The following is a 12,742-nucleotide window of genomic DNA, read 5'->3' as shown; positions in this document are numbered from 1 at the left end:
TTTTATTAGTCATGGACGTATTGAAACTATTTGATGCATAAAATTCACAGTTGTGTTATTATCTTTATCCCGCTGTTTGAAGCGGGACAGGAGAGGGAACGGGATTGGCTCTCCGTCCGAAGCGGATTCGGCGCAATACAAACAGGAGGATATGTGAGCATGAATCGGAATGAGGCATGGATTCGGCTGAACGGCATTGAGAAGAGCTTTAAAGTCGCGACAAGGACGGCAGGGTTGAAGGAAGCGACCAAAGCCTTGTTCGCGCGGAAGCACACCGTCGTTGAGGCACTGAAGGACATTACCTTCACCATCGGTGAAGGAGAGATCGTAGGTTATATCGGACCGAACGGAGCGGGCAAGTCAACCACGATCAAAGTGATGAGCGGCATTCTGGTGCCGGATGAAGGGCAATGCTCCATTATGGGCTATACGCCTTGGAAGGACCGGACGGAATACGTTAAGCATATCGGCGTCGTGTTCGGACAACGGTCACAGCTCTGGTGGGACGTTCCGGTTATAGATTCGTTCGAGCTGCTAAGGGACATTTATTCAATAACTGACGGGATGTACCGCGATAATCTGGCGATGCTGACCGAGATGCTTGATCTGGAGGCGATCCTCAAGATGCCGGTCAGACAGCTTAGTCTGGGGCAGCGAATGCGCTGCGAGATCGCGGCATCGTTGCTGCACAGTCCCAAGCTGCTGTTCCTGGACGAGCCTACGATCGGACTGGACGCGGTCAGCAAGCTGGCGGTGCGCAACTTTATTAAACGATTGAATCGGGAGCATGGCGTAACGGTGATTCTGACCACACACGATATGAGCGATATTGAAGCGCTGGCCAATCGGATTCTGATGATCGGCAAAGGAACCCTTCTCTACGATGGCACGCTCGACGAGCTGAAGGAGCGGTTCGGTACGGGGAAGACGGTAACGGTCGATTACAGGGGACGCTCCGGACCGGTTGCCGTTGATGGGGCAACGCTGATCGAATGGACGGCTGAGCGGGCTGTATACGGCTTTGATTCGGAGAAGGTAACGCTAGCGGACATGGTTACCCGCTTGTCGGAGTCGGTCGAGGTGGTCGATCTTTCGGTTTCGGCCAAGGACATTGACGAGATTATCGTCCAGCTCTATGAGGAGCACAAGATATGAAGGCTTATACTTCGATTTGGCGCCTTCGATTTATTAACGGGATGCAATACCGCTCGGCAGCACTTGCCGGTATGGCCACCCAGCTTTTCTTCGGATTCGTCTTCATCATGATCTTCGCCGCATTCTACAGCAACAGCACGGGCACACAGCCTATCTCCCTGGAAGATTTGATTACGTATGTTTGGCTCCAGCAGATCTTTTTGTCATTTATCATGTTATGGTTTCGCGATCAGGAATTATTCGATTTAATTACGAACGGCAACATTGCCTATGAGCTTTGTAGACCGATGGCTCTGTATCCGCATTGGTATTCGAAGCTTCTGGCTCAACGATTTGCCAGCGCCACGCTGCGTTGTTTTCCGCTTCTGGCTATCGTGTTTGTCATCCCTGAGCCTTATCGGATGGGGCTCCCGCCGACTTGGGGATCATTTTTGCTGTTCCTGGTTGCGCTGGCGCTGGGCTTGCTTGTTGTCGTGGCCATCTCAATGCTGATCTACATATCAGTGTTCTGGACGATGTCGCCGGTCGGTTCCATTCTGATGATTGCGGTTGCGGGCGAATTTTTGGCGGGCATGGTTATTCCGGTACCGCTTATGCCTTCTTGGCTTCAGCCGATTGTGTACATCTTGCCGTTCCGCTGGACAACCGACTTTCCGTTTCGCGTCTATTCCGGACATATTCCGATAGCCGAAGCGGCATGGGGACTCCTGATTCAGCTTGCGTGGCTGGCGGTGCTAGTCCTAGCGGGAAAAGCATTAATGAAAAAGGCGCTGCGAGCCGTCGTCGTGCAAGGAGGGTAGAAGAATATGCGACTTTATTTCAAATATTTAAGCATTCAACTCAAATCTCAGATGGAATACCGGACATCCTTTTTACTCATGAGCGTGGGCCAGTTTTTTATCCCCTTTATGGTATTCGGGGGCTTGTACTTTATGTTCCAGCGTTTCGGAGAGCTGCAGGGATGGAGTTTTTTTGAGGTAGCTCTTTGTTTCTCGGTCATTCACTTGGCGTTTTCACTTAGCGAATGTTTTGCGAGGGGATTTGATTCGTTTTCGTCGCTGGTTGGCAGGGGGGACTTCGACCGGCTGCTGGTCAGACCCAGAAGCACGGCCCTGCAGGTGCTGGGTTCGAAGTTTGAATTTACGAGAATCGGACGGCTGCTGCAAAGTGTGATCGTACTGATCTGGTCGGTGTCCAATTTGCCGCAGGTTTGGAGCTTTCCGAAGCTGTTGACCCTTCTGCTGATGATCGCGAATGGCACAATGATTTTTACGGGCATCTTTATCCTGGCTGCGACGTTTTGCTTCTGGACAATCCAGGCGATAGAAGTAGCCAATGTGTTTACAGACGGAGGGCGCGAGATGGCGCAGTATCCGCTCAATATTTATGAGAAGTGGGTGACCCGGTTCTTTACGTTCATCATTCCGTTCGGCTGCGTCAGCTACTTGCCGCTCATGTACGTGCTCGACAAGCGGGAGGGCAGCATGTTCCTGCCTATGCTGATCACATTCGGCGGCGTTCTGTTCCTCATCCCTTGTCTCTTAATCTGGCGCTTTGGCGTGCGGCATTACCGCTCGACGGGGTCGTAGGAGACAGGTACGAGTGTGCACACTCTATGGCATTTTTTGCAGGGCAAGGATGAGATTTAACTGATAAATGATTTGCTGAACAATTCTGGAGGTGTTGAAGTCGAAAGGTTGCGCATATGCAAAAACGAGGTGCCTTTACCATTGAAATCTGATGGTGGAGGCATCTTTTTATTTACCTTTAGATGGAGAGTGTGCTGCAAACCGCGAAACTCGACTTAGAGAGCGGAAAGCCGCCGCCGAACGGGCTGCAAGCCGAGAAACTCGGCTTAGAGAGCGGAAAGCCGCCGCCGAGCGATCTGCAAGCCGCGAAAATCGGCTTAGAGAGCAGAAAGACGCCGTCGAGCGATCTGCAAGCCGAGAAACTCGGCTTAGAGATCGGAAAGCCGCCGCCGAGCGATCTGCAATCCGCGAAACTCGGCTTAGAGAGCGGAAAGCCGCCGCCGAACGGGCTGCAAGCCGAGAAACTCGGCTTAGAGAGCGGAAAGCCGCCGCCGAGCGATCTGCAATCCGCGAAACTCGGCTTGCATGCCCTGCCCGAGCGCCTCCTAGCCGCTCGCCTAAAATGCAAACAAGCCCGGGCATTCCGGGTGGGAAGGCTACGGGCTTGATGCTGGTTGCGGCTTGCCTTGGCAGGCTGGCCGACATAGGATATCCCCATATCCAAGCGTATGCTGCTAATCTACGGATAAATAAGCGACGGCGCGCTGTTGAAGAACGGATTCTTCAGCAGGCTCAGTCGATGAAATCGGGCGTCCGGAGCCCGGATTCTGCAACTGTGAAATGGCGGCGGAAAATAGACGATAAGCCCGGTTATCGGGATTAAGGGTATGCGCGATACGATCGGTGAGCCGTTCGGTCAAGGAAACGATCGAGAAGCGGCCGATGAAGCTGCGGAAGAGCGGGCCCCAACGGTCGAGTTGCAGACTTGGCTCGCTGTCGCTGACGAATTGCTCGTTCCAGCCGTAGCCGAGGTCGCTGCTAATGCGGAGACAAACGCGATACCCTGTCGAGTCGATAGCTAGCGCCGGAATGACGAATACTTCCACGCGGGTAATGCTGAGCTGCAGGGGTTGTTCCGAAGGGAATGGGGAATCTTGCAAAGATAAAGAAAGCATAAGACATCTCTCCTTTGTCCGCTTACGAGGTTAGCTGTCGGATTCGGGCTAGAGAGTAGACCCTACCGGGGGTACAAATCCCCGGACTCACCCCTTGCAAGGCCGCGGCCGGCTTTCGGCCCGCGTCGCGCTTACGTTGGTTCCCCCGCTTTTTCCAGATCGGAAAAATTAAGCGTTGATGTTTACATAATATTTTAACTTTAAAATATCAATTTGTAAATGATATCTTATCGGGACAACCAAACGTCCAAAATATCCAAAAACCGACATAATTACTTTGCGTTCCCGTCAGATTTCAAGTATGATGGTAGATAAAAAGTGAACTCATGTTCAAATCAAAGGAGCAGCAAGCATGCATTCGAAAACTAGTCATTGCAAAATTGTCGATTGTACAATTCGTGACGGCGGACTCGTCAATAACTGGGATTTCAGCGTCGAGTTTGTACAGCACCTTTATAATAGCTTAAACGAAGCTGGCGTCGATTATATGGAGATCGGCTACAAAAACTCGCCGAAGCTGTTGAAGGGTGCAGATAGCGCAGGTCCTTGGCGCTTCCTAAACGACGATTTCCTTCGCAAAGTCATTCCGAACAAAGGGAACACAAAGCTGTCCGCGCTAGTTGATATCGGCCGCGTTGACGAGAATGATATTTTGCCGCGCAGCGAGAGCCTGCTCGATCTGATTCGCGTCGCTTGCTACATCCAAGATGTAGACAAGGCTCTTGAGCTGGTGCAAATTTTCCACGACCGCGGATACGAGACAACGCTAAACATTATGGCGCTCTCCAATGTTATGGAGAACCAGCTGGTTGAAGCGTTCAAGCAAATCAACGACAGCGTTGTTGACGTTGTATACATCGTAGATTCCTATGGCAGCCTGAAGCCGGATGATGTGGGCTACCTGGTGGATAAGTTCCAGCAGCATCTGCCGAACAAGCGTCTGGGCGTTCACGCGCACAACAACCTGCAACTTGCATTCGCCAATACGCTGATCGCGGCGAATAAAGGCGTAGAGCTTCTTGATGCATCCGTATACGGCATGGGACGCGCGGCAGGCAACTGCAACACGGAACTGCTTGTATCGGAATTGCAAAATACGAAATACAATGTTCGCCCAGTTCTCGACATGATCGAGAAATACATGGTTCCGCTTCGTGAGAAGGAAGAGTGGGGCTACATCATCCCTTACATGATCACAGGTATTCTGGATGAGCATCCAAGATCTGCAATGGCGCTTCGCTCATCCGAGAACAAGGATAAGGCTGTTGATTTCTACGATCAACTGACCACTCCGGAAATCTCCAAGTAACGCCGAATCTGATGAACGCTCGATCGTTTTTACCAACAAAGGCGCTTGCCGATTACGCATTCTTATGCGTACGGCAAGCGCCTTTTTATGGTTGGACGAGCCTTATATGCCCTGTTCCTCTAACGTTTAAACCTTCATGCGGCACAGCTCGCCATCACCGCGAATCGCCGCGGCGGAGCTTGGCTCGTTGGGGTGAAAGTAGGCGGTGCCTTGATATTCTTCGCCTGTTATGGCCTTAGCCGTAAGCTGAACACGGATGTCCTCGTTTTGGCCGAACCAGGAGAGGAGTGCCTTGTCGGTTACTCCATCCGCATCAATGTACCATAGCTTGTCTCCGTAATCGGTGACAATAACAAGCATCGCCTTCGAAAAGGCGACTTTGTAGGATGAATGCTGCGCGTAACCGATGGTCAATGCTATCAGTTCGATTGTTTCCATATTCCATGCCTCTTCCTGTTGCTTCATCATGAATTGAACTACTGGGGCGCAGCCTTCAATCAAGCACAGCTACTGGCGAGCAGGCCGGGCAAGCTGACAAGGAAGACGCCTGTGATTGCATTAATACAGTTTGCCTTGCCGGTACAAGACGGAGGAGAGCTTGGTAACGGCATGGACAAAGCAATTTTGCCGCAGCGAGAGCGGGTCGCCGAAGTAAGCAGGCAGTATACTGTTCATCGTCTTCTGCATCTTGGCGAACAGCTGGCTGTACACTTCCGCTTCCGAATAGAATTGCGTCTCCCTGCCTTGCAGCCATTCGAAGTAAGAGACGATAACGCCCCCGGCGTTCGCCAAAATATCCGGCACGATAATTGCGCCCTGCGAGGTAAGGATTTCGTCCGCTTCACCCGTAATCGGAGCATTGGCTCCTTCTACAATAATATGGGCCTTCACATCATTTACGTTGCCTCTGTGGATCTGATCCTCAAGCGCTGCGAGGAACAGGACATCTACATTCAAATACAGCACCGCTTCGCGGTCCAGCAATTCTCCAGCGATGCCGCTTTCCTTCAAAGCGTCTTCAGTCGCCGGGAGATCGCCCCGGTTCGCCGCTGCGTACTCCGCGAGCGCGGGAATATCGAGGCCGTTCTCATTATACAACGTCACGTTGCGATCGCTGACAGCGACGACTTTGCCACGGATATCGGAGCATTTGTAAGCTTCCATCGCCGTCACGGAGCCGACATTGCCGAAGCCCTGTACAGCAATGGACATCGGCTTGTTCGCGTAGGCAAGCGCAGTCTTGGCGAATGGGTTCGAGCTGCCAGCGAGCCAGCCGATATTGTCGCGGATGAAGTCGTGCATCATATAACGGAATGTGAAGTATACGCCTTTGCCCGTCGCTTCTCTGCGGCCGAGCGAGCCGCCGCTGATCAGGCTTTTGCCGGTGAAGCTGCCCAGGTAAGGGGAACCGGGATGAATGCTTTTGTATTCCGCCATCATCCAGTCCATTTCCCGCTCGCCCGTACCCATATCCGGCGCCGGAATATCTTTATCAGGCCCCAGTATATCGCTGAAATACTGGACGTACTTTTTACAGATCTGATACAGCTCCTTCTCGGAGAAGCTGCGCGGATTGATCACAATGCCGCCTTTGCCTCCGCCGAACGGAACTTCATGTAGCGCGTTTTTGAGTGTCATAAGCGCCGCTAGATTCGTTACCTCGTCTTCATTGACGGATTCATGGAACCGAATGCCGCCTTTGTAAGGACCAAGCGCATCATTGTGCTGAATACGGAAGGCAGGAATGCGCACGACATTGCCGTCTTCCAGCGCAATGCGCAGGAACGCCTTATGTACTTTGTTAGGTGTCGACAGAATTGCCGCCAACGATTGAAAGGCTTGCTCCCGTCGTTGTCCTTGCACGAGGGGTAGGAAAGAAGAATCTCCCATTAACGCGTTCAGGGATTGTTGTACAATGGCTCCAGTCTGACTTGCCATAGGGATACGACCTCCTTGTAGTAAGCATATGATGTGTGCTCTGCCTGATTGTACCATATATTGCGCATGTGAATAAAATGCGGCATAATGTTAGAAAATCTGACGTGAAACATCAGTCCATTTTTAACAGAAAGCAGGCGATCTCGGTGTCCGTTATTCGCGTTTTTATTTACGGTTCTTTGCTGCCGGGTCAAAGCAATCATCATGTAGTATCCAATTATGTAAGAAGCTATATGCCGGGCGTCGTTGCGGGGAGGCTCGTAGATGTCGGACCTTATCCAGCCGCCGTTCGCGACCATGCGGCGAAGGATGGACAAGCTTCGATACGGGGGCAGTGGATAACGGTGGACCGGCAAGGTCTGGCGGCCATGGATATGCTGGAGGACTTTTACGGCATCGAGGAGAGCAATGAATACGACCGCATATGGGTATCCGACCTGGAGTCCCGCGGTCTGGCGGGATGGGTATATGTATGGGATACCGATCGGGGCTGCCCAGCCATACCCGATAGGTACTGGCCGGATTATGCGGGCGTAAGAGCGGATAAGCACAGAAACATATAAAAGGCATCCAGGCCAGCGAGAAGCATGCATACGCGGCCGGGATGCCTTTTTGCCGAAAGCAACCGAATGTACGGGCATTGCCTTGCAGGATCAGTCCTTGGTATGTTGATCTTCTTCAGATGCAAACGCAACTAGCGCGATGTCTTCCCCGCTTTGGTCGCTTAGCTGTTCCTCCAATTGTCTGATTGCGTTAAGCGCATCAGGAAGATTGTCCAATTGGGCCACATGGAAGTTTCGATCCATCATCAATGTTCACATCCTTTTCACAGGTCTACTTTTAACAGAATGAGCGAAGAAGCCTGTCCTTATACGCTTTTTCCCGTTTTCTAGCGCGGCGGAGATCAATTGTTCTTTTGTCCCTTGTCTAGTAAACTGGAGTCGAAAGAGGAAAGAAGGATGTGGAAGCATGTCGTTGACGCCAAATTCATCTCATACCCGAAAAGACGTTCATACCTGGATGACAGGAATAGCAGCAAAAACGGGAGCCTGTGCATTGCTCCTGCTTGTATGGCTAGGTTGCTTGGCATTGTACGCGAGTCCTTCCGCACATGCGGAGGGGCCAGGCTTGTTGATCGCCGCGCATGAGCATGCGCAGCAGGGCACTGCCGGATCGGATAGCGCGTTGTTGAAAGAGAACATAGAAGCTGGCGTGATGTACGCGGTAAGAATCGTTTATTATATGGCACTGTTGTTCGCCGCTGGAATGATGCTGCTTAGACTCATGATCCCGCAGGGCGACAGGGGCGCCGTACAGCGGAGATGGCTGGATAAGTGGAGCGGGACGGCGGTGAAGACGCTGCTGGCAGTCTCAATCCTCTACGTCTTTATGCAGGCTGCCCGGGTCGTTCGAGAGCTTGGCGGCGGAGGAGACCTCTGGCTGCGGGTCTTTACAGAGACAGCTTCCGGCCAGTTATGGCTGGCGTTGATCGTGTTATCGCTTCTTGGTACTGCGGCTGTCAAGCTTCCCGATGTCGGCAAGGCGGCATGGGCGCTACTGCTGCTTGCGACTGAGAGCTTCGGCGGACATGCAGCCGCCTCCGAGCAGGCAACGCTCTCTATTCTGTCCGACTTCGTTCATCTTGCATGTGCGGCACTTTGGGCAGGGGGGGTTATACTGCTGCTGCTATTCTGGAGGGTGGATCGGAAAGAAGCGGGAAGATTTGCGGAGCGCTTCTCCTCCGTGGCATGGCTCGCGATCGTCATTCTTACGTTAAGCGGAGTAGTGATGACATGGACACTGATTCCAAGCTGGCTCTACTTGCTCTATACCGATTGGGGCTTATGGCTGCTCGCGAAAACCAGTCTGGTCATTGGCGTCGCCGCTGTGGGAGCGGTACTGAGATACCGCGCCAAGCGGCGCGAGCTGCCGCGCGGGGTATGGCTTAAGCTGGATGGGCTGCTGATGGCCTTGATCATCGGGATTGCAGCTATCTTTACAGCTATCAGCCCCATGCCGGACGGGAAGCCGCTTAATCATCACCAGATGGGCGAGAATCTGCATTATACGCTGAAAGTATCGCCGAATGCACCGGGACCGAACGACGCTTCACTCACCGTATGGCTGCCGGAGGATGCCGGGGAGCCCCAAACGGTGGCTTTGTCCCTTCGTTATGAGAATAAGCCAGCCATTGAGGTGACGCTAGAGCGGTCCGAAACGGAAGGCGGCATCGCTTTCCCGGGGTTCAACGAATACCGCTTCAGAGCGGAAGGGGTTGTCCTGCCGAGACCGGGGAATTGGACGGCTGTCATTACCATTACGCAAGCCTCCGGGGAGACGCTGGAGAGAGAGTTCCCTTTTGCCACCCATTAATGTGAAGAGGAGGAGCAGCGTTGTCCTACAGATGGTTGAAATGGCTCATTCTATGGATCCCTACCGTTGTGATCGGGTTATGGGAATATGTCCGTCACGCTTTTCTCCTGCCGTACGTTTCGATGGAATTAGGAAACTGGCTGGCTCCAATCTTCGTCTTCCTCATTACGCTGACGCTCGTCCGCCGCTTGTTCGCCAAGCTGGAGGCGATGCAGGATTCGCTGAAACGGCAGCAAGTGGTAAAAGCCGCGTTCGAAGAACGGGAGCAGCTCGCCAGGGAACTGCATGACGGCATCTCGCAGTCCCTGTTCATGCTGTCGGTGAAGCTGGACAAGCTTGATCGCGCCCAGTCGGAGGCGGATGCCTCGAAAGCGATGGAGGGCGTGCGTCATACGGTCCGCCATGTGTACGAGGATGTCAGGCAGTCGATATCCAATCTGCAAAATGCGCCGCAGCCGGCGGATTCTACCTGGCTGCAAGGCATTCATCAGCTGGCCTCAGAGCTGGAGCAAGGGCAAGGCATTGCCGTGACGGTGGATTCCAAGCTGTACGACGGGCTGCTTACGAACAGGCAGAAGGTGGAGCTGCTGGCCATTCTTCGGGAAGCGCTGATGAATGTGCAGAAGCACGCGGGGGCTACGGTTGTCAGCATTCAAGCTGAGCATCACGGCGCGCTTAATGTGCCCGTACCGGCATTCAGCTGCGTAATTGAGGATAATGGCAAAGGCGCATCCGATGATGAGCTGCAGGAGTTGGGCAAATACGGCATTAGAATGATGCGGGAGCGGGCAAAGGCAATGGGCTGGAAGCTGGGAATAGGCTCAAGCGGGCTTGGCGGCATACGAATTGAAATAACGGGAGGAGGCGCAAAATCATGAACGGAAGATCGGGAAAAGTCAAGGTGCTGATCGTGGACGACCACCCCCATGGCAGGGAAGGCATTCGCGAAATATTGTTAGGCGATGACTTGTTCGAAGCGGTGGGCGAGGCGTCCAGCGGAGAAGAGGCGATTGCGCTTGCCTCTGATTTGAAGCCTGATCTTGTGCTGATGGATATACGGATGCCGGGCATGGGCGGACTGGAGGCGACCTATAGGCTCAAGCTGCTGCTGCCATCGATCAAGATTATTATGGTTACGGTATCTGACGATATTACACATCTGTTCGAAGCAATTAAGCGAGGGGCGCAAGGCTATTTGCTCAAAAATCTGGATCCGTCGGCATGGCTGCAATATTTGCGCGAGATCGCGGTGGACGAAGCCCCGATGTCGAAGGAGCTGGCGTTTCGTCTTCTTCAGGAGTTCTCGGCGGGAGCTTCCGTCGGAATGGCAGGCAATGAAACTGCCGAATATCAACATAGCAGCGCATTCCCGCTCACCCCGTTATCCGGGCGCGAGCACGAAGTCCTGCAGCGGGTGGCGACAGGCGCTTCTAACAGAGAGATCGCTGCTGCGCTGAGTTTGTCGGAGCATACGGTCAAAAACCATCTGAAAAACATTTTGCAGAAGCTGCATCTGGAGAACCGGGTTCAACTGACGAGATATGCCATGGAGCAAGGCTTGCTGCGGGGGTAGCTCCATCTCCTGAGGATTTACACGTTATGGATTTGGTTATAAAATCTGTATGAAGGGCGACGACGGTCAATTAGGAGAAGGAGAGGATCGCATGGAAACGTTCGGGCGGGGATGCCTGTATATCATTGTCGGGATTATCGTACTCTTCGTGCTTGCGTTTATATTTGGGGGCACGATTCGCATTCCTTGGTTCATTTTGATTCCGCTTGTCATATTCGCCTTTTGGATTGCCTCGAAGAAAAGCAATAAATAATCAAGAACGCTCAAGAACATCGGTTGCATCGGACGCTAACTTTGAATATAATAAACAGTAATGTTTTGCATACGAACAAGCGATGACGGAGAAAAGTAAGCAGTGCCTTCGTACAGGGAGAGAACGCCGAAGATTGAGAGCGTTCTTGCGAAATCCAGGCTGCTGAAGTTCGCTCCTGAGCATGCGTCTGAACCGGACCAGGCCTTTGCCGCATCCCAAGTAGGAACGCACGGGTCCCGCCGTTACAGGGTCTAGAGGAATAGCGCGCCAGTCTGGCTGCGCCGTTCGAATTAGGGTGGTACCACGGTTCTTCCGTCCCTTCGGGGAGGAAGGGCCTTTTTTTATGGGCTCCGGCAGCGAGTGGCCGGGCGACACTATTAGGGGGCGATGAATGTGAAGGCAAGACTGGAGGAGCTGCGCGCCGAGGCGCTGCAGGAGCTGCAGGGCGTTGAGACGCCGGCGGCGCTGAATGACCTGAGGGTCAAATATTTGGGCAAAAAAGGCGCATTGACAGAAATATTGCGCGGCATGGGCGGACTTAGCGCAGAGGAGCGTCCCGTTATCGGACAAGTGGCGAACGACGTGCGCTCGGCAATCGAGAGCGTGATTGAAGAGAAGGCTGCCGCTTTCCAGGAAGCGGAGACGAACAACCGCCTGATGGCGGAGACGATCGATGTGACGCTTCCGGGAAAGCCGCTGCCAACAGGCTCGGTTCATCCGCTGAACAAGGTGGCGCAGGAGATCGAGGACATCTTCATTGGTCTGGGCTACTCCGTAGCAGAGGGACCGGAAGTGGAGATGGACTACTACAACTTCGAGGCGCTTAATCTGCCGAAGAACCATCCAGCCCGCGATATGCAGGACTCCTTCTATATTACGGATGACATTCTGATGCGCACGCAGACATCTCCTGTACAGATCCGGGCGATGGAAGCGAAGGAAGGCATGACACCGGTTAAGGTCATTTGCCCGGGCAAAGTATATCGCAGAGACGATGACGACGCGACGCATTCGTTCCAATTCAATCAAGTGGAAGGCCTTGTCGTCGGCAAAGGCGTGCGCATGAGCGATCTGAAAGGCACGCTGCTGCAATTCGTTCAGCAGATGTTCGGACCTCAGGTCCAGATTCGTCTGCGTCCTAGCTTCTTTCCGTTCACAGAGCCAAGTGCCGAGGTGGACGTGACCTGCGTGCAATGCGGAGGCCATGGCTGCCGGATGTGCAAAGGCACAGGCTGGCTGGAGATATTGGGCTGCGGCATGGTTCACCCTTATGTTCTGGAGAAGGGCGGATATGATCCGGAGGAAGTGACAGGCTTCGCGTTCGGAATGGGCATTGAGCGTATCGCGCTATTGAAATACGGCATTGACGATATTCGCCATTTCTACACGAACGATCTGCGATTCCTTGGCCAGTTCGCCAGAATGTGACGATAGAAT

The 12,742-nt window shown here is 53.2% G+C and carries 15 protein-coding genes, 1 riboswitch and 1 other annotated feature; of the genes, 11 read left to right on the top strand and 4 right to left on the bottom strand.

Annotated elements, in window-relative coordinates; translation table 11 throughout:
- The first annotated feature begins 159 nt into the window (after positions 1–159).
- The 4 genes from D3P07_RS03845 (at position 160) to D3P07_RS03830 (ending at position 3,352) form a co-directional block, all read left to right on the top strand.
- A complete protein-coding gene (locus D3P07_RS03845; protein ID WP_119798745.1) occupies positions 160–1,155 on the top strand; it encodes an ABC transporter ATP-binding protein in 996 nt (331 codons plus the stop codon).
- Positions 1,152–1,955, top strand: a complete 804-nt coding sequence (locus tag D3P07_RS03840; protein WP_119798744.1) for an ABC transporter permease — start codon at positions 1,152–1,154, stop codon at positions 1,953–1,955. Before D3P07_RS03845 ends, D3P07_RS03840 begins: the two co-directional genes overlap by 4 nt.
- 6 nt (positions 1,956–1,961) lie before the next feature.
- The gene (locus D3P07_RS03835; protein ID WP_119798743.1) at positions 1,962–2,744 is read left to right on the top strand and encodes an ABC transporter permease; all 783 of its coding nucleotides are present in this window, start codon (positions 1,962–1,964) and stop codon (positions 2,742–2,744) included.
- A gap of 191 nt (positions 2,745–2,935) precedes the next feature.
- The gene (locus D3P07_RS03830) at positions 2,936–3,352 is read left to right on the top strand and encodes a hypothetical protein (RefSeq protein WP_147384472.1); all 417 of its coding nucleotides are present in this window, start codon (positions 2,936–2,938) and stop codon (positions 3,350–3,352) included.
- Positions 3,353–3,418: 66 nt separating this feature from the next.
- On the opposite strand, the gene D3P07_RS03825 is transcribed toward D3P07_RS03830, so the two are convergent.
- Positions 3,419–3,859, bottom strand: a complete 441-nt coding sequence (locus D3P07_RS03825; protein ID WP_119798741.1) for a 5-formyltetrahydrofolate cyclo-ligase — start codon at positions 3,857–3,859, stop codon at positions 3,419–3,421.
- A 4-nt stretch (positions 3,860–3,863) separates the two neighbouring features.
- A riboswitch (cyclic di-AMP (ydaO/yuaA leader) is annotated at positions 3,864–4,044 on the bottom strand.
- Between the two features lie 167 nt (positions 4,045–4,211).
- On the opposite strand from D3P07_RS03825, the gene D3P07_RS03820 reads away from it, so the two are divergent.
- The gene (locus tag D3P07_RS03820) at positions 4,212–5,168 is read left to right on the top strand and encodes an aldolase catalytic domain-containing protein (protein ID WP_119798740.1); all 957 of its coding nucleotides are present in this window, start codon (positions 4,212–4,214) and stop codon (positions 5,166–5,168) included.
- Between the two features lie 126 nt (positions 5,169–5,294).
- Here D3P07_RS03820 and D3P07_RS03815 read toward each other — a convergent pair whose 3' ends face one another.
- Positions 5,295–5,606 carry a hypothetical protein gene (locus D3P07_RS03815; protein ID WP_119798739.1) on the bottom strand — a complete coding sequence of 104 codons (312 nt, stop codon included), beginning with the start codon at positions 5,604–5,606 and terminating at the stop codon, positions 5,295–5,297.
- A 120-nt stretch (positions 5,607–5,726) separates the two neighbouring features.
- The gene (locus D3P07_RS03810; RefSeq protein WP_119798738.1) at positions 5,727–7,106 is read right to left on the bottom strand and encodes a Glu/Leu/Phe/Val family dehydrogenase; all 1,380 of its coding nucleotides are present in this window, start codon (positions 7,104–7,106) and stop codon (positions 5,727–5,729) included.
- A 146-nt stretch (positions 7,107–7,252) separates the two neighbouring features.
- Here D3P07_RS03810 and D3P07_RS03805 point away from each other — a divergent pair, with 146 nt between their 5' ends.
- A complete protein-coding gene (locus D3P07_RS03805; protein WP_259391327.1) occupies positions 7,253–7,669 on the top strand; it encodes a gamma-glutamylcyclotransferase family protein in 417 nt (138 codons plus the stop codon).
- A 90-nt stretch (positions 7,670–7,759) separates the two neighbouring features.
- Here the strand turns inward: D3P07_RS03805 and D3P07_RS26855 are convergent, their stop codons facing one another.
- Positions 7,760–7,915 carry a hypothetical protein gene (locus D3P07_RS26855; RefSeq protein WP_182914167.1) on the bottom strand — a complete coding sequence of 52 codons (156 nt, stop codon included), beginning with the start codon at positions 7,913–7,915 and terminating at the stop codon, positions 7,760–7,762.
- 160 nt (positions 7,916–8,075) lie between these two features.
- Here D3P07_RS26855 and D3P07_RS03800 point away from each other — a divergent pair, with 160 nt between their 5' ends.
- The 5 genes from D3P07_RS03800 (at position 8,076) to pheS (ending at position 12,733) form a co-directional block, all read left to right on the top strand.
- Positions 8,076–9,479, top strand: coding sequence for a copper resistance D family protein (locus D3P07_RS03800; protein WP_119798737.1), 1,404 nt, complete (start codon positions 8,076–8,078; stop codon positions 9,477–9,479).
- A 20-nt stretch (positions 9,480–9,499) separates the two neighbouring features.
- A complete protein-coding gene (locus tag D3P07_RS03795) occupies positions 9,500–10,357 on the top strand; it encodes a sensor histidine kinase (RefSeq protein ID WP_119798736.1) in 858 nt (285 codons plus the stop codon).
- Positions 10,354–11,052, top strand: coding sequence for a response regulator (locus tag D3P07_RS03790; protein ID WP_119798735.1), 699 nt, complete (start codon positions 10,354–10,356; stop codon positions 11,050–11,052). The genes D3P07_RS03795 and D3P07_RS03790 overlap by 4 nt, the downstream gene beginning before the upstream one ends.
- Before the next feature lie 91 nt (positions 11,053–11,143).
- Entirely contained in the window at positions 11,144–11,305 is a 162-nt protein-coding gene (locus tag D3P07_RS26850; protein WP_182914166.1) for a hypothetical protein, read from the top strand.
- A 73-nt stretch (positions 11,306–11,378) separates the two neighbouring features.
- Positions 11,379–11,628: a binding site (T-box leader), on the top strand.
- Between the two features lie 70 nt (positions 11,629–11,698).
- Positions 11,699–12,733 carry a phenylalanine--tRNA ligase subunit alpha gene (gene pheS / locus D3P07_RS03785; protein ID WP_119798978.1) on the top strand — a complete coding sequence of 345 codons (1,035 nt, stop codon included), beginning with the start codon at positions 11,699–11,701 and terminating at the stop codon, positions 12,731–12,733.
- Positions 12,734–12,742 lie beyond the last annotated feature (9 nt).

The sequence above is a fragment of the Paenibacillus sp. 1011MAR3C5 genome (assembly GCF_003591485.1).
Classification (GTDB): domain Bacteria; phylum Bacillota; class Bacilli; order Paenibacillales; family Paenibacillaceae; genus Pristimantibacillus.
The sequence above is the reverse complement of the archived record's forward strand: the minus strand, read 5'-3'. Positions and strand labels throughout refer to the sequence as shown.